Origin of the sequence: Thioclava sp. F1Mire-8 (genome assembly GCF_002213165.1) — a bacterium.
GTDB lineage: Bacteria > Pseudomonadota > Alphaproteobacteria > Rhodobacterales > Rhodobacteraceae > Thioclava > Thioclava nitratireducens.
Map to the genome: position 1 here is coordinate 408038 of NZ_NBNY01000001.1, position 16039 is coordinate 424076.

The following is a 16039-nucleotide window of genomic DNA, read 5'->3' on the forward strand; positions in this document are numbered from 1 at the left end:
TGTCGCTCGGCACGATCTGCGCCCCAGAGTTGTAAAGATGATACGAAAATCGCCGCCCGAACGTCCAAAACACGCCACAGTTCGATGATTCCTTGAGGCATGAAGACTTCGGAATCCTCCGACACGTATCGCTCCGATACCCGCGGCGTGCCTGAGGCAAAGCATAGGGCAGAGGCGAATGATGAGCAGAATGGTAATTGCAAGTGCGGTGCTAGCTCTTAGCATCCCGGTGCAGGGTATGGCGGGCGAGGCTTACTTGGCGCAAGTGTCTGCGGGTCCGATGACCCTGACTGTGCCACAGCCGAAAATTGTACAGGCCCTTCCCGATGTGCAGCTGCGGATCGCAAATCTCCATTTGGAGCCAAGCATAACGAGTGTGGACCTGAGCGGCTTTCCGGTGGCGACTCCCCCGGCATCCGGTGCGCTCGCGGACGTGCAGAGCACGGGGACGTCCAATACCAGCATGCTCTATCAGGTAGGCGTCCAGGCGGGCTCGATTAAGCAGACCGGCAACTTCAACATGGCGTCGCTTGTGCAAAGCGGCACGAGGAACGGCGCATCCATTTATCAAACCGGTAACCGAGCCATGGCATCCGTCAGCCAGACCGGTAGCTATAATCGAGCTTTGGTTGTTCAACGCTAGGCGACGATCCGGCAGCCTGTGAGACGTCGCGCGGGCTGCCGCGCTAACGATGCGGCGGGGTTATGTGCACGGCACGAGCACGCCTCGACCTCCAATTTAGTTTCTTATCAATTGACGGGCGTCCGGCAAGGTCGGCGCCTGGAGGCGTCTCACGCTCGCAGTCGGAGATCCTGCTGACAGGAGGCGCTGCCGTCAGATTTCGATTTCAAGTAATCGTCGAGCAAAGCTGCGCGCTCTCGAACTTTCCGCGCCGAACTTATTTCGAACACGTTGGTTGTGGGTGCTTGCGAAGCATGCGAAGCCTCAGGCGACTCGAATATTCTTATATGCGCGAAAAAGCATAGATTCGAAATTCAATTTTTGGTTGAAAATATATATTCTAATTAAATCTTAAATTGAAATATAGCTGGGGTGCTATTCGATAATTGACGACAATTCAATTGATTTGATGATTTTGTTTAGAATGTGGCGAGAAAATGGCACATTCTTTAACCATTGCTCTTGCGAGACTGCGATGCGGCGCGTTTACTACCTGACGTCGCGGTACGTTGTGGTTGGCGACATTGTTCTGATCACGATTTGACCAGTGGCAAATTTTAACTGAGTGGGGAAGATGATCATGAAACTTTTTGCAGTAACAGCAGCCGCGCTGCTCATCGCGGGTGGTGCGCATGCGCAAGACGCATACATCACGCAGCTTGGCGACAACCTGACCGGTCTCAACTATTCCGAATATAGCAATGGCACGAATGTGAGGCAGGTCATTGCACAACAGGGTATTGGCTTCCGCGCCGCCAACTTGAGCCGGGGTGCCAACAATACCGCGATGACGTATCAGGTCGACACGCGTTTCGACAATTCACTTGAAGATACGCAGGCAAACAATAACGCGCGTACCCGCTCGGGTTTGGGTGCGCAGATGAACTCGCTGGTCATTCAAAGCGGGCGGGGCTTTATGAACGGCAACAACAAGGCTGTAACGGTCCAGTTGGCTAACCAGGCTCCGGGCGTGCAGAATGCCAACTTCAGGGCGCAGACGATCCAGGAAGGTAACAACAATACTGGTGTTAATTGGCAGCAGAATAACGGCAACAACCAGGGCGGCATGGCGGGGCAGACCTACGGTTCGATCTCGACGCCGGCCTTCGGTTTCACGAATGTTGGTACGGCTCCGCTGCCGTCGCCGATTGCCCATGTGAGCTTCCCGTACGGCTCGCACGCGACCATCAACTAAGTTGAGTTGAAACTCTTTCCTACGCCCGCCCAAGTGTGTGCGGGCGTAGGGTTGCTGTCTTGAAAAAGAGAGGTGGGGATCATGCCGCCGCGCTCGTCGCAGTGGCTGATGACGGCTGCATTCGTGATAGTCTGCAGTTCGTCCGCGGTCGCTCAAGAAGCTTACTTGCAGCAAATTGGCTCTCACAATGGTGCTGCGAACGTCGCCTTTGGCGCAAAACACATGCAGAGTGTTTTCCAAGCCGGTCAACGTAATGTCGGCGCGCAGATCTCATCTGGCAGCCGAAACAGTTCCGCACTTATTCAGGCGGGGGTCCAAAATTCGGCACTCACGGTGAACCAGGGTAGCCTGAACGCGGCGCTGGCGGTGCAGGTCGGCGGTCTGAATTCATCCTTTATCGGGATCAACGGCCACAGAAATACGGTCGGTCTTTACCAGCAAGGGGTCTGGAACCAGTCGTCGGTCACGGTCACCGGGAACGACACCGACGTATCCGTGTCTCAATTCGGTGTCGGGAAGCGTCTAGCCCTTAACGTTTCTGACCAGATGGTTCGCTCTTCATCGTCGCCGACGACGAATTCGCGGTCGCCGAGCGGACGCTTCAAGGTCGGTGTGATCCAGGGGCGCTCATCCGCTCCGGCGAGTTACTCGATTGCGCGAGCGCCAGATGGCTCGATCGTCATAAATCCATGATCGAGTTTCATCTTGAGGTGTTTTTCGATCGTGACGCGAAAACAACACGACCCGCCAAGCTGCCGGTTCAAGCGATCGGCAATGGAATTCTTTGCGAAAATATGTCATTGCTGAAACAATTGGTTTTGACGTGACGCAAAATTTTGCTGTGAGGCACGCATGAATAAACTTTCGACAGCATTGGGACTTTTCGCTCTCTCGATCACTCTCGCGGCTGGATCTGCGTCTGCGCAGGAACTCATCTTCAAGTTCAAGAACCCCGATTTCGGTGGGAATCCGAATTACGGCAGCTTTCTCTTCGGACTTGCCGATACCCAGAAGACCGCGACCATCACCGATTTGAACCAGAGCAGCGGAGGCGGCACGACGACCCCTGGGATCGGTGGAGGAGGTTCCACTGGTGGCAGTATCGGCGGTCCTACGATCATCATCCCCATCAATACGGGGACGCCGACGGCTCCGACCGCAGGAATTGGCTCTGGGACGACGACGAACCAATAAAAGAAAACTCCAGTGCGGCAGGCCCCCAACAGGGCGAGCAACTAAAAAGTGGAAGTTATGAAATCAGTATTACGTTTGGCGTTCGCCGTTGTCGCTGGCTTCACTTTGTCAGGCTGTGGGGCTAATTTTCCGCATCAAAGCGATATGATGTTCGCGGAAAAGCCAGTGCTCCAAGAAAACTCGAGCACGAAAATCAGCCTCGATTATCTTCCGCCCCCTGCGCGGCCGATCGATGTCGCTGTCTATGATTTCCCCGATCTCACTGGTCAGAACAAACCCAACAGTGATTTTGCCGATTTCTCTCGGGCCGTGACCCAAGGCGGCGCGGACATCCTCACCGATGTTCTCACTTCAGTAGGTAACGGAAAGTGGTTCAACGTCGTCGAACGCAACAATGTCGACGATCTTCTTAAGGAAAGAAGCATAATCGAGCAGACGCAGAAGGCTTATGGCGGCAAGGCTGCGCTGCCGCCTCTGCGCTTCGCCGGGATCATCATGGAAGGCTCGATCGTCGGTTACGATAGCAGCGTCCAGACCGGTGGATTTGGCGCTCGTTTCCTCGGGATCGGCGGAACACACGAATATCGCAAGAACGTCGTTACGGTCGCGCTTCGGGCCGTCAGCGTCTCCACTGGGCGGGTCTTGACCTCGGTCACGACGACCAAGACGATATATTCCGTTCAATTGCAGGGCGATGTCTTCCGTTTCGTCGCGACAGACAAGATTCTCGAACTCGAGACCGGCGTCACGCGGAACGAGCCCAAGACCTTCGCGGTGCGGCGTGCCATGGAGCTCGCTGTGTATTCCCTGATCGTGAAGGGCGCCGAGACCGGGCAATGGAGCTTCGCGAGCCAAAGCGCAGGCAAGAAGGTCATTCAAGACTATAACGCGCAATATAAACTCGTGAAAACGGTCCCCGTAGCGACGATAAAAGTCGCCTCGTCGCAACCGTGAAATTCGGGTCGTAGCGCCGGTATCTGACGCGGTCGGTCGGCGAGCGCCGACAGGGCTTCTGGTGCGCTGTCTGCTCTTCGCATGCACAAGATTCACCGCCACAACCTGTCGAAAACGTGGAGACGGAGCTAGCGACGCTCCCCTTCGGTCCTGAAAGTATTCCGGCGGTTCCGCGGGTGCGGGGCGGCGCCCCTCCTTCCTCTGAATGCTGCGCCTGCACCTGTCTCAGGTCTGATACAGATGACGTATTCCCCCAGCGCAGGCCGGCTATGCGTAGCGTGCGCGATTAGGCAAGCTGAGCCCCATGCTGCGCGGCCCTGTCGGTTGCGCTCTAAACTGGGAGGAAGACCAATGGCCAATGATATGACGCCCGAGTTCAAAGGCGTTTCCGTGTCGCCGTTCCGCGACCGCTACGACAACTTCATCGGCGGCAAGTTCGTGCCCCCGAAAAGCGGCAAGTATTTCGACAACATCACACCGATCACTGGCGGCAAGGTCTGCGAAGTCGCCCATTCGAACGAGGCGGATATCGAAGCCGCGCTTGATGCCGCCCATGCCGCGAAAGACGCATGGGGCAAGACCTCGGCTGCCGAACGCTCGAACGTCCTTCTCAAGATCGCCGACCGGATCGAGGAAAATCTCGACTTGATCGCCGCCGCCGAAACCTGGGATAACGGCAAGCCGATCCGCGAGACCACGGCCGCCGACATTCCGCTCGCCGTCGACCATTTCCGCTATTTCGCGGGCGTTCTGCGCAGCCAGGAAGGCACGATGTCGGAAATCGACGCCGACACCGTCGCCTATCACTTCCACGAGCCTCTGGGCGTCGTCGGGCAGATCATTCCGTGGAACTTCTCGGTTCTGATGGCGGCATGGAAGCTGGCGCCGGCGCTGGCGGCAGGCAACTGCGTGGTGCTGAAACCGGCCGAGCAGACTCCGGCAGCGATCATGGTCGTGGCTGAAGTCATCGCCGACCTGCTGCCCGATGGCGTTCTCAACATCGTCAACGGCTACGGCGCGGAAGTCGGCGCGGCGCTGGCGCGCTCCTCGCGCATCGCCAAGATCGCCTTCACCGGCTCCACCGCGACGGGCCGCAAGATCATGCAGGCCGCGACGGAGAACCTGATCCCGGTCACCTTGGAACTTGGCGGCAAGTCGCCCAACATCTTCTTCTCCGACGTGATGGCCGAGGATGATGCATTCCTCGACAAGGCGGTCGAAGGCTTCGTGCTGTTTGCCTTCAATCAGGGTGAAGTCTGCACCTGTCCGAGCCGCGCGCTCATTCAGGAGGACATTTACGAGAAGTTCATGGAGCGTTGCATTGCCCGCGTCGAAGCCATCAAGCAGGGCGACCCTCGCGTGATGGAGACGATGGTCGGCGCGCAAGCGAGCCAGGAGCAGCATGACAAGATCATGTCCTATCTGAGCATCGGTCGCGAAGAAGGGGCCGAGGTGCTCACCGGCGGTGACGCCGCGCGCTTCAACGGCGATCTGGCGAACGGCTTCTACATCCAGCCGACGATCCTGAAAGGCCACAACAAGATGCGGGTCTTCCAGGAGGAAATCTTCGGCCCCGTGGTGTCGGTCACGACCTTCAAGGACGAGGCAGAGGCGCTCGAGATCGCCAATGACACGATGTACGGCCTTGGCGCCGGTGTCTGGACCCGTGACGGCTCGCGTGCCTATCGCTTCGGTCGCGGGATCGAGGCGGGCCGCGTCTGGGTTAACAACTACCACGCCTATCCGGCCCACGCGGCCTTCGGCGGGTACAAGCAGTCGGGCATCGGTCGCGAGACCCACAAGATGATGCTCGATCACTACCAGCAGACCAAGAACATGCTGGTCAGCTACAACCCGAACAAGCTCGGGTTCTTCTGATAGGGTTTACCTCCCCGAAACCCGGGCCGCGCCTGAAAGGGCGCGGCCCATTTCTATGCGGCGCGGCGGGCCGCCGATATCGCGTGAACGAGATGTTAGGAGAATCGTTCTAGTCCGGATCCGACTGACTTTGAGAAAGGGTCCGACATGTCCATTCGCCGGCGAATCCTGTTGTTGCCAATCGTGATCTCGCTCATCGCCTGCGCGCTGATGGCAGCGGGGATGTTCTGGGTCGGTGGCAAGCTCGAGGATGTCTCGCGCGTGCGCAATCTGAATGCGGCCGAGGAACGGATGCGTAGCGCGATCGAGGCCGCGAGTGTCGGTGCGCGCGACCGGGCGCTGCTGATCGCAGGATTGCCGCAGGTACAGGCAGCAATGGCTGCGCGCGACGATGCTGCGCTGGAAGCGATCTTCGCGCCGAACTGGCCGGTCTTGCGCGACGAGACCGGCGTGGCGCAGTTTCAGTTCCATCTGGCGCCTGCAACGTCGCTGATCCGTATCCACAAGCTGGAAAAACGCGGCGACGATCTGTCGGGGTTCCGCAAGACCGTGGTCACGGTGAACGAGACCGGCAAGCCGGTCGCGGCGCTGGAATCGGGCAAGGCGGGGATCGGCGCGCGGGGCGTCGCCCCGGTCTTCCACGAGGGCAAGCAGGTCGGTTCGGTCGAGATCGGCCTCAATATCGGACAAACCTTCTTCGACGCGCTCAAGGCCCAGACCGGCTCCGAGTATGAATATTTCGGTCTCCTCGGGGACGGGAAGCCAGAACGGCTTGCCTTCACCGTGGATGAGCGGAACCCGCTGAACGACGCGGATTTCGCGGCATTGCGCGCAGGCGAGACGGTCGACAAGTGGATCTCCCATGACGGGGCGGACTACGTGCTGCGCGCGACACCGGTGCGGGATTTCTCCGGCGACGTCGTCGGTGCCGCGACTGTGGAACTGAGCGCCGATGAGCTGGCGGCTCTGCGGCGAATGATCTGGCAGATTTCGCTCGGCTTGATTGCCGCGGCCTTCGTCGTCTCCGGGGTGATCGCCTGGATCGCGGGTGGACGGATCACGCGCCCGATCGGCGCATTGGCGCGGGCGACCGATGCGATTGCAAAAGGGGATACGCAGGTCAAGGTTTCGGGCGCCAAGCGGCGCGATGAGCTGGGCGAGATGGCACGGGCGCTTCAGGTCTTCGCCGAGAATATCGAGCGGAACGCCGAAATGCAGGAGAGCCTGCGTCTCGAAGAGGAAAATGCCCGAAAGGCGGATCGCGCGCGTCAGGAAGAGGTCGCGCAGGCCGAGGAGGCTCGCCGTGCTGAGGCAGAGGCCGCGCAACGCGCGGAGCGCGAAGCCGAAGCCGTGGAACAGGCAGCCCTGCGCCAGCGCGAGGAAGAGTCGCGGCAAGCTCTCGCGGATCAGAAGACCATCGTGAATACGCTCGCTGCGGGGCTCGATGCGCTCGCGCGCGGCGATCTCGGTGCTTCGCTCGATCACGAACTGCCCGGCGAGTATGAAAAACTCCGCCACGACTTCAACGCGGCCGTGGCCCAGCTTGCCGCTTCGCTGAGTCAGATCGACAGCGGGGCACGGCATATCGACGGCGAGGCCCGCGCAATCGCAAACTCCGCCGATGAACTCAGCGCCCAGACAGAGCGCAATGCCGCAACGCTCGAACAAACTGCGGCGGCCCTCAACGAGCTTACGGTCTCGGTCCAATCGGCAGCGGAAGGGGCGCAGTCGGCGCGCGATCTTGCCAGCGACGCGCGCGGACATGCCGAGAGCGGCTCCAACGTAGTGGATAGCGCGGTGGCCGCGATGGCGGAGATCGAGACCTCTGCAAAGGCGATTTCGCGGATCACTTCGGTGATCGACGATATTGCCTTCCAGACCAACCTGCTCGCGCTCAACGCCGGGGTCGAGGCCGCACGGGCGGGCGAGGCGGGCCGGGGCTTCGCGGTCGTCGCTTCGGAAGTGCGCGCGCTGGCGCAGCGCTCCTCCGAAGCCGCTAAGGAAATCTCAGAGCTGATCTCTTCCTCGGACCGGCAGGTGCAATCCGGCGTGAGTCTGGTCGGCCAGACCGGTGCGGCTCTAGCGCGGATCGTGGGCTCGGTGCGCGAAATCCATGACCGGGTCTCGGAAATCGCGGCTTCTTCGGGGGAACAGGCGAATGGTATCGCCGAAATCAACACTGCGGTGCACCAACTGGATCAGGCAACGCAACGTGGGGCCGCGATGTTCGACCGCAGCGCCGCTGCCAGCCGCGCGATGCTGTCAGAGAGCGCGCAGCTGATCGCCGCCGTTTCGAGTTTCACCCTACCGCAACGCGATGGCACCGCGAGCGCTGCATGAGGCGTCTGATCCATGGGCCCGTTCCAAAGACGCACATCGGTGTGACAAACGCGCGAGGGCGATTTCCCCGCCGCCTCGGCGCACGGATCGAGGCGGCGAGGTATCGTCGCCCTTGGCGTGATGGGACGAATTCGCCCAGACGCGACCCACGCGTCGGCCGGTCGCAGTCCCCCGGGGCGATCGGCCCGGGGCCCGCTCGGAAAGCAAGCCCGCCGGCCCTTCCGCGCGGCGCGAGACGCCGCTCAGGTGGCGCGGCGGAAGGCGATCGGGGTACTGCCGGTGCCGGCCTGAAAGGCGCGGGAGAAATATCCGGCGCTGCGATATCCCAGAAGCTGCGCGATCTCCTTGATCGGAACGGGGGTATCGCGCAGCAGGCGGCGGGCTTCGTAAAGGCGCCGCTCCTGCATCAGTTCCAGAGCCGATTTCCCGCAGGCGTCGCGACAGGCGCGCGACAGATGGGTCGGTGTTACGCCCAGTTCGCGCGCGATATCCGCGACCGGCGTTCCCGCGCGATACTCGCGCTCGACCAGAAAGGCGTAGCGCGTAACCAGACGGCGCGCCGCGCTCGGGCGGATCGCCTCGCTCGCATTGCTCGCGATCTGTCGCTCGAGCCAAACGCTGAGCAGGCCCAGATGGCTGCGCAGTGCCCGGTCGGCGGCGGGACGCGTGCTCTCGTTCTCGCGCTGGATCGCTTCCAAGATCGAGCCGATTTCGCCCTGTGCGATCGCCTCCCGGATGCGCAGGTGATGGGCGGCGGGCGGCAAGACGATGTCGCTGTCGCGCCCGAAGAACAGCGCCTGACCGTGGGTCTGGTTGGAAATCTCGAAGCCGTGCATCACGCCCGGCGGGATGAAAATCGCGTTATTGGGCCCATAGCCGCGCGTCACGCCCGCCAGCGTGATCCGGCCCTGCCCTCGAGAGAACCACAGAAGGCAAGGTTCGGAATGGGCACGCATTGCCTCGACCCGCCAACGCCCGCCCTTGGCCAGATGGGCGATCTGCACCAGCCGTGGCTCCCGCGGAACGGTGGGCAGTTCCGAAGGCTGGCCGACGTCACCGCGCGTCGGGCCGGACATGGACTGCGACCCGGGCCTTACGGTCTTTGCCTGCGACAGCTGCGACAGGGGCGGAGTGGAAAAGAGCTTCACGATGCGTTGATCCCAAGCGATGACGGCGGGAGGATAGCCCGCAACCCGCTTAGCGACCAAGGAATTTTCCACAGAAGCCCGGATGCGCAGTTGCCGTTGGGTCACAGTCTACGTGATCTTGTGCCACGCCTTCATACGGCTACGAAACCATGTGCGTTGCCGCTTGGCATATTGGCGACTTGCCGCCTGCGCGCGTTTGCGCGCCTCACTCAGATCGAGTTGGCCATGCAAATGCGCGATCAATTCCGGCGCTCCGATCGCCTTCGCCCAAAGCGCATCCGGATCCCAGATTGGCTCCACCCTGCGAACCTCGTCGAGCGCGCCTTGTTCAAGCATCAGATCGAACCGGCGATCGATGCGTTCGGCCAGCCAGTCGCGCTCCGGATCGAGGTGGAGGGGCGCCGCAGTCTCGAGCGGCAGAAGCGGCGGCGGGGTGCGGGCCTGCCACACGGCGAGGCCTTCGCCGGTGGCGCGCAACACCTCCCACGCGCGCTGGACGCGCATCGGGTTCTGCGGATCGATCTTCGCGCGGGTCGTCGCGTCGAGCTCGCCCAGCATCCCCGCATGGCCTTCCGAGAGCCGCCGCTGATCGGCCTCGGCGCGAATTTCCGCTGGCGTTTCAGGGATCTCCGCCAATCCCTGCGTCAGCGCCGTGAAATAGAGCCCGGTGCCGCCAACGACGATCGGGCGCGGCCCGCCTGCGTGAAATGCCTCAAGATGTGGCGTGACATTGCGCAGCCAATGGCCGACGGAATAGTCCGCGCCGGGATCGAGATGCCCGTAGAGGGCATGCGGCGCGCGGGCCTCTTCCTCGGGCGAGGGTCGCGCGCTCAGCACCCGCCAGCAGGACCAGACCTGAAGCGCATCGGCATTGATAACGATGCCGCCCGCGGCTTCGGCGATCGACAGTGCCAGCGCCGATTTTCCGCTCGCCGTGGCGCCCGCGATCAGCACGGGCGTTCGCGGCGATATATCGGGCAGGGCAGGCGGCATCGGCGGCTCTTGCAGGCTTTCTGTCGGGCTCGGGGAACAACGCTTCTGCAAGAGGTTGAACCCCGGCTCTATTTGGATCATTTTGCGCGCCAATGACAACAGCCCATCGGAGGATCAGATGAGCGCCGAGACGCATCCCGCGGCCAAATACAATCGCGTGCTACTGAAAATCTCGGGCGAGGCGCTGATGGGGGACCAGGGCTACGGCCTGCATCCGCCGACCGTGTCGCGTATAGCGCATGAAGTGAAGTCGGTGCGCGATCTCGGTGTCGAAATCTGCATGGTAATCGGCGGCGGCAACATTTTCCGCGGGCTTGCGGGCTCTGCTCAGGGGATGGAGCGCACGACGGCCGATTACATGGGGATGCTCGCGACCGTGATGAACGCGCTGGCGATGCAATCGGCGCTGGAAGGCCTGGGCGTCTTCACCCGCGTAATCTCGGCCATCCCGATGGATCAGGTCTGCGAGCCCTATATCCGCCGCCGCGCCGTACGCCACCTCGAGAAGAAGCGGGTCTGCATCTTCGCCGCCGGCACCGGCAACCCCTATTTCACCACCGACACGGCCGCGACGCTGCGCGCCAACGAGATGTCCTGCGAAGCGATCTTCAAGGGCACCAAGGTCGACGGGGTCTATGACAAGGACCCGAAGAAATTCGACGATGCGAAACGGTACGATACCGTCAGCTATGACGAGGTTCTTCAGAAGAATCTCGGAGTGATGGATGCCTCGGCGATCGCGCTCGCACGCGACAACAACAAGCCGATCATCGTGTTCTCGCTTGACGAGCCGGGTGGCTTCCGCGGCATTCTGGCAGGCGAAGGCACCTACACCAAAGTGCAGGGCTGAGCGCCGCGCGACGATCACAAATGCTAGTTTTCGCCTGCGAGCTGCGCTAAAGCTCGGCCCGAGGCTCAACAAGAACGGGAAATACCCAATGTCCGACGATTTCGAGATCGATACCGATGACCTGGCACGCCGTATGGATGGCGCTATGAGCTCGCTCAAGCATGAATTCGCGTCGCTGCGCACGGGCCGCGCCTCGGCTTCGATGGTGGAGCCGGTTCAGGTCGAAGCCTATGGCCAGATGACCCCGATCAACCAGGTCGGGACCGTCAACGTGCCCGAGCCGCGGATGGTCACGATCAACGTCTGGGACAAGGGCCTCGTCGGCAAGGTCGAGAAGGCGATCCGTGAATCGGGTCTGGGCATCAACCCGCAGACCAACGGGACGATCATCATGCTGCCGATCCCCGAGCTCAACGAGGAACGCCGCCGCGAACTGACCAAGGTCGCCGCCCAATATGCAGAGCACGCCCGCGTCGCGATCCGCAACGTGCGCCGCGACGGCATGGACCAGATCAAGAAGGCCAAGGCCGACGGCATGTCCGAAGATGACGTGAAACTCTGGGAGAGCGAAGTCCAGGAAATGACCGACGCGCATATCGCCAAGGTCGACAAGGCGCTGGAAGACAAGCAAGCCGAGATCATGCAGGTCTGAGGCCTCCGCCTCAGCCCCGCATTGCGTCCTGCGCGAGAAGGATCACATCGCCGATGGCCCCTAGCATTCCCGATATCGCCCAAACCCCGCAGGGGCATGACGGCGGCGCGCCTGCGCCGCTGCATGTCGCGATCATCATGGATGGCAATGGGCGGTGGGCCACCCAGCGGGGCTGGCCGCGTCTCGCCGGTCACCGCAAGGGGGCGGAGCAGATCAAGAAGGTCGTGCAGGCCGCGCCCGACCTCGGCATCCGCTACATGACGATCTACGCCTTCTCGACCGAGAACTGGAAGCGTTCGACGCAGGAAGTTCTTGGTCTGATGAAGATGTTCCGGCTGATGATCAAACGCGAGGCGGCGGAGCTTTCGCGTCAGGGCGTCGAGCTGCGCTTCATTGGGGACCGGACGCCGCTCGACCCGCTTCTGCGCGAGACGATGGACGCGATCGAGACCCGCACCAAGGGCAATTCGAAGCTGACGCTGGCGGTTGCGATCAATTACGGCGGGCGCGACGAGCTGAAGCGCGCCGCGCAATCCATCGCGCGTGACGTGGCCGCGGGCAAGATCGACGTCGATGCGGTCGACGAGGCCCTGATCTCGGCCCGGCTCGACAGCGCGGGGATGCCCGATCCCGATCTGGTGATCCGCAGCTCGGGCGAGACGCGGACCTCGAATTTCCTGCCGTGGCAGGCGGCCTATTCCGAATATGAATTCACGCCCACGCTCTGGCCCGATTTCACCCCGGCCGAGCTTGCGGACATCCTCGAGCGGTTCGCCGGGCGCGAGCGGCGCTTCGGCGGGGTCGCCTCGTGACCCGTCAGCCGCGGACCGGCAAATGGGGCGATCTCGTCCCGCGGCTCGCCTCCGGGCTTGCAATGGTCGCGATCGGGCTTGCCGCGATCTGGTGGGGCGGGCCGGTCTTCGCGGCGCTCTCGGTGCTCGTCACCGGGCTGATGGTCTGGGAGCTGACCGAGATGCTGCGCCCCGAACGCCCCGGCAAAGCCGTTGGTCTGGGGCTCGTGGCGGCGGCGACCCTGACCTTCGTCTTCGTGATCCACGAACCTTACGGGCTGATTTACCTGCTGATCGTACCGATCATGGCGGCGGTGATCTGCACCGGGCGGCGCCGGATCGGCGCGGCCTATGCGCTGGCGATCATGCTGACGGGATACGGGCTGGTCGCGCTGCGAGAGGGCGCGGGGCTGGGTGCGATCACATGGATCGTCGCGGTGGTCGTTGTCTCTGATATCATGGGATATTTCGTCGGCCGCACGGTCGGCGGACCGAAATTCTGGCCCAAGGTCAGCCCGAAGAAGACATGGTCGGGCACGATCGGCGGCTGGGTCGGCGCGGCGCTCGTGGGCTTCGTCTTTGCCCAGATGGGCGGCGGTCTCGCGATGATCTGGATCTCGCCGCTTCTGGCCTTCGCGGGCCAGCTGGGCGACATTGCCGAAAGCGCGATCAAGCGCGCGACCGGGGTGAAGGACAGCTCCTCTCTGATCCCGGGCCATGGCGGTGTGCTCGACCGGTTCGACGCGCTGACCGGGGCCGTCGTGTTCCTGATGCTGATCTCGCAGGTGACGACCCTGCCGCTGACGGAAGGCTGAACGATGCGGAAGGTTTCGGTCTTCGGGGCGACCGGCTCGATCGGGGAAAGCTGCTTTGATCTGCTGATGGCACAGGGCGGGGCGGAAGCCTACGACGTCGTGGCGCTGAGTGCGGGCCGCAATGTTGCGCGACTGGCCGAGCAGGCCGTGGCGCTGAAAGCCGATCTGGCCGTAACCGCATTCGACGACTGCCTGCCCGCCTTGCGCGATGCACTCGCCGGGACCGGGATCGAGGTGGCCGCCGGGCCGCAGGCTTTGATCGAGGCGGCCTATCGCCCCGCAGATTGGGTTCTGTCGGGGATCGTCGGCGCGGCAGGGCTCGCACCCGGCTTCGCGGCGCTCTCGCAAGGGGCGACGCTGGCGCTGGCGAACAAGGAGTCGCTGGTCACCGCCGGGCCGCTCCTGATGGCCGAGGCGCGCACCCACGGCGCGACGATCCTGCCGGTGGACAGTGAGCATTCGGCGATTTTCCAAGGGCTCGTGGGCGAGGATATCGCTGCGGTCGAAAGGGTTATCATCACCGCCTCGGGCGGCGCATTCCGCGACTGGCCGATGGAAAAGCTGGCCCATGCGACCGTGGCAGAGGCCTCGGCGCATCCGAATTGGGACATGGGGCAGCGGATCACGATCGACTCCGCGTCCATGTTCAACAAAGCCTTGGAAGTTATTGAGGCGAAAGAGTTCTTCGGTTTCGCGCCAGAGCAGATCGAAGTCCTCGTGCATCCTCAGAGCATCGTCCATTCGTTGGTCGGGTTCCACGATGGCGGGCTGATGGCGCATATGGGTGTGCCCGACATGCGCCATGCGATCGGCTATGCTCTCAACTGGCCCGCGCGAAAGCCGCTTCCGGTCGAGAAGCTCGATCTGGCGAAGATCGGACAGCTCGATTTCCGCACCCCCGATCTGCAGCGGTTTCCCGCGCTGCGATTGGCGCGCGAGGTGATGGAGACGGGCGGTCTGGCGGGCACCGTGTTCAACGCCGCCAAGGAGGTGGCGCTCGATCTGTTCATTGCGGGACGTATCGGATTTCTCGACATGGCGGCGCTGGTCGAGACCACCTTGGGCGAGATGTCGCGGGATCAGGGGCTTGGAATCGCGGCGAAAGACCTCGATATGGTTCTGAGCTGCGACGCCGAGGCGCGCGCGCGCGCAATGGCGATCTGTGAACACGGAAGGATCTGAGTTTTGGACCTGCTGCCCCAATTCGGGAATCTGCTCTATACCGTGGTGGCCTTCGTCGTCGCGCTCTCGATCATCGTCGCGGTGCATGAATACGGCCATTACATCATCGGACGGATTTCCGGGATCAAGGCAGAGGTCTTCTCGCTCGGCTTCGGGCCGAAGCTGATCAGCCGCGTCGACAAGCATGGCACGCGCTGGCAGATCGCGGCGGTGCCATTGGGCGGCTACGTCAAGTTTCTGGGCGATGCGAACGCGGCCTCGGCCGGGGTCGATGTCGAGGAGATGCAGCACCTGAGCCCCGAGGAACGCCGCCACACCATGCATGGCGCGCCTCTTTGGGCACGGGCTGCGACCGTGGCGGCAGGGCCCGTCTTCAACTTCATTCTGTCTATCCTCGTGATCGCGGGATTGAGCCTCTGGGCCGGAAAGGCGACCGAGACGCCCGCGATCCAGACTGTCGTGGCGCTGCCCGGTGGGGCAGGCGATCTGCAACAGGGCGACGTGATCGACGCGGTGGCGGGCAAGCCGACACCGGATTATCAAGCGCTCTCCGACGTGGTCGATCAACTGCCCGCAGGGCCGACGCTCGATTACACCGTAACCCGCGACGGCAGCAAAACCGACGCCACGGGGCCGCAGCTCTTCCCGGCGCGATTTGCGGGCGTTCAACCCGGCTCGGCCGCCTATGATGCCGGGCTGCGGGCCGGCGACGTGATCACGGCGATCGACGGCAAGCCGGTCTATCGTTTCATCGATCTGCAGGATGCGGTGAAAGCGGGCGCGGGCAAGCCGGTCGCGCTCGATATCTGGCGGCCCGAGGGGGATGCGGGCAAGACGTTCTCCGTGACGCTCGAGCCGCGCCGCACCGATCTGCCGGTGGGCGACGGGCAATTCGAGACCCGGTTCCTGATTGGCGCCACGGGCTCGTTCATGTTCGAGCCGGTAACCCAATCGGTCGGCCCTGTCGATGCGCTGGTGGGTGGCGTGACCCAGACCTGGGGCATCATCACGCAATCGGTCTCGGGCATTCAGGCGATGATCGCGCAGCGGATTTCGAGCTGTAATCTCACCGGCGCGCTGCGCATTGCCGAGACTTCGGCTGCGGCGGCGAAATCGGGGATGCTCGACTTCATCTGGTTCATCGCGGTGCTGTCGACGGCTGTGGGTTTCCTGAACCTCTTCCCGATCCCGGTGCTCGATGGCGGCCACCTGATGTTCCACCTCTACGAAGCGATCACGGGCAAGCCGCCCTCCGATCAGTTGATGAACGTCTTCATGTCGATCGGGCTGGCGCTGGTGCTGACGCTGATGGTCTTCGGGCTGTGGAACGATCTGACCTGCTGAGCGGGGCCTGACTGAGCGGGT

At 62.5% G+C, this 16039-nt stretch carries 15 protein-coding genes; 13 read left to right on the forward strand and 2 right to left on the reverse strand.

What is annotated here, in order from left to right; translation table 11 throughout:
* The first annotated feature begins 181 nt into the window (after positions 1-181).
* The 7 genes from B6V75_RS01945 (at position 182) to B6V75_RS01975 (ending at position 8243) form a co-directional block, all read left to right on the forward strand.
* Complete coding sequence (locus B6V75_RS01945) at positions 182-643, forward strand: hypothetical protein (RefSeq protein ID WP_168174422.1); 462 nt, start codon at positions 182-184, stop codon at positions 641-643.
* Positions 644-1262: 619 nt separating this feature from the next.
* Entirely contained in the window at positions 1263-1877 is a 615-nt protein-coding gene (locus B6V75_RS01950) for a hypothetical protein (RefSeq protein WP_088718553.1), read from the forward strand.
* A gap of 81 nt (positions 1878-1958) precedes the next feature.
* The gene (locus B6V75_RS01955; RefSeq protein WP_088718554.1) at positions 1959-2570 is read left to right on the forward strand and encodes a hypothetical protein; all 612 of its coding nucleotides are present in this window, start codon (positions 1959-1961) and stop codon (positions 2568-2570) included.
* A 159-nt stretch (positions 2571-2729) separates the two neighbouring features.
* Entirely contained in the window at positions 2730-3071 is a 342-nt protein-coding gene (locus B6V75_RS01960) for a curli assembly protein CsgF (RefSeq protein ID WP_088718555.1), read from the forward strand.
* A gap of 57 nt (positions 3072-3128) precedes the next feature.
* Positions 3129-4025: a CsgG/HfaB family protein gene (locus B6V75_RS01965; protein ID WP_088718556.1), complete on the forward strand. Its 897-nt coding sequence runs from the start codon at positions 3129-3131 to the stop codon at positions 4023-4025.
* 351 nt (positions 4026-4376) lie between these two features.
* A complete protein-coding gene (gene adh, locus B6V75_RS01970) occupies positions 4377-5903 on the forward strand; it encodes an aldehyde dehydrogenase (protein WP_088718557.1) in 1527 nt (508 codons plus the stop codon).
* 147 nt (positions 5904-6050) lie between these two features.
* A complete protein-coding gene (locus B6V75_RS01975; protein WP_088718558.1) occupies positions 6051-8243 on the forward strand; it encodes a methyl-accepting chemotaxis protein in 2193 nt (730 codons plus the stop codon).
* Between the two features lie 242 nt (positions 8244-8485).
* On the opposite strand, the gene B6V75_RS01980 is transcribed toward B6V75_RS01975, so the two are convergent.
* Together B6V75_RS01980 and miaA are read right to left on the reverse strand one after the other, a co-directional pair.
* Positions 8486-9319 carry an AraC family transcriptional regulator gene (locus B6V75_RS01980; protein ID WP_088718559.1) on the reverse strand — a complete coding sequence of 278 codons (834 nt, stop codon included), beginning with the start codon at positions 9317-9319 and terminating at the stop codon, positions 8486-8488.
* 180 nt (positions 9320-9499) lie between these two features.
* Positions 9500-10384, reverse strand: a complete 885-nt coding sequence (gene miaA, locus B6V75_RS01985) for a tRNA (adenosine(37)-N6)-dimethylallyltransferase MiaA (protein WP_088718560.1) — start codon at positions 10382-10384, stop codon at positions 9500-9502.
* 118 nt (positions 10385-10502) lie between these two features.
* On the opposite strand from miaA, the gene pyrH reads away from it, so the two are divergent.
* From pyrH to rseP, 6 genes are all read left to right on the forward strand, one after another.
* Entirely contained in the window at positions 10503-11234 is a 732-nt protein-coding gene (gene pyrH, locus B6V75_RS01990) for a UMP kinase (RefSeq protein WP_075774894.1), read from the forward strand.
* Positions 11235-11322: 88 nt separating this feature from the next.
* A complete protein-coding gene (gene frr, locus B6V75_RS01995; RefSeq protein WP_075774893.1) occupies positions 11323-11886 on the forward strand; it encodes a ribosome recycling factor in 564 nt (187 codons plus the stop codon).
* A gap of 53 nt (positions 11887-11939) precedes the next feature.
* The gene (gene uppS / locus B6V75_RS02000; RefSeq protein WP_088718561.1) at positions 11940-12698 is read left to right on the forward strand and encodes a polyprenyl diphosphate synthase; all 759 of its coding nucleotides are present in this window, start codon (positions 11940-11942) and stop codon (positions 12696-12698) included.
* Positions 12695-13492, forward strand: coding sequence for a phosphatidate cytidylyltransferase (locus tag B6V75_RS02005; RefSeq protein WP_075774892.1), 798 nt, complete (start codon positions 12695-12697; stop codon positions 13490-13492). The genes uppS and B6V75_RS02005 overlap by 4 nt, the downstream gene beginning before the upstream one ends.
* A 3-nt stretch (positions 13493-13495) precedes the next feature.
* Positions 13496-14674 carry a 1-deoxy-D-xylulose-5-phosphate reductoisomerase gene (gene dxr, locus B6V75_RS02010; protein WP_240496889.1) on the forward strand — a complete coding sequence of 393 codons (1179 nt, stop codon included), beginning with the start codon at positions 13496-13498 and terminating at the stop codon, positions 14672-14674.
* Between the two features lie 3 nt (positions 14675-14677).
* Positions 14678-16018 carry an RIP metalloprotease RseP gene (rseP, locus tag B6V75_RS02015; RefSeq protein WP_075774890.1) on the forward strand — a complete coding sequence of 447 codons (1341 nt, stop codon included), beginning with the start codon at positions 14678-14680 and terminating at the stop codon, positions 16016-16018.
* The last annotated feature ends 21 nt before the right edge of the window (positions 16019-16039 follow it).

Excerpts from the sequence above, each read along its gene's own strand:
- dxr (WP_240496889.1), top strand. The coding sequence starts at position 13,496 with ATGCGGAAGGTTTCGGTCTTCGGGGCGACCGGCTCGATCGGGGAAAGC.
- B6V75_RS01980 (WP_088718559.1), bottom strand. The coding sequence starts at position 9,319 with ATGTCCGGCCCGACGCGCGGTGACGTCGGCCAGCCTTCGGAACTGCCC.
- B6V75_RS01960 (WP_088718555.1), top strand. The coding sequence starts at position 2,730 with ATGAATAAACTTTCGACAGCATTGGGACTTTTCGCTCTCTCGATCACT.
- B6V75_RS01945 (WP_168174422.1), top strand. The coding sequence starts at position 182 with ATGAGCAGAATGGTAATTGCAAGTGCGGTGCTAGCTCTTAGCATCCCG.
- B6V75_RS01975 (WP_088718558.1), top strand. The coding sequence starts at position 6,051 with ATGTCCATTCGCCGGCGAATCCTGTTGTTGCCAATCGTGATCTCGCTC.
- B6V75_RS01965 (WP_088718556.1), top strand. The coding sequence starts at position 3,129 with ATGAAATCAGTATTACGTTTGGCGTTCGCCGTTGTCGCTGGCTTCACT.
- pyrH (WP_075774894.1), top strand. The coding sequence starts at position 10,503 with ATGAGCGCCGAGACGCATCCCGCGGCCAAATACAATCGCGTGCTACTG.
- B6V75_RS01955 (WP_088718554.1), top strand. The coding sequence starts at position 1,959 with ATGCCGCCGCGCTCGTCGCAGTGGCTGATGACGGCTGCATTCGTGATA.
- uppS (WP_088718561.1), top strand. The coding sequence starts at position 11,940 with ATGGCCCCTAGCATTCCCGATATCGCCCAAACCCCGCAGGGGCATGAC.
- adh (WP_088718557.1), top strand. The coding sequence starts at position 4,377 with ATGGCCAATGATATGACGCCCGAGTTCAAAGGCGTTTCCGTGTCGCCG.
- miaA (WP_088718560.1), bottom strand. The coding sequence starts at position 10,384 with ATGCCGCCTGCCCTGCCCGATATATCGCCGCGAACGCCCGTGCTGATC.
- B6V75_RS01950 (WP_088718553.1), top strand. The coding sequence starts at position 1,263 with ATGAAACTTTTTGCAGTAACAGCAGCCGCGCTGCTCATCGCGGGTGGT.
- frr (WP_075774893.1), top strand. The coding sequence starts at position 11,323 with ATGTCCGACGATTTCGAGATCGATACCGATGACCTGGCACGCCGTATG.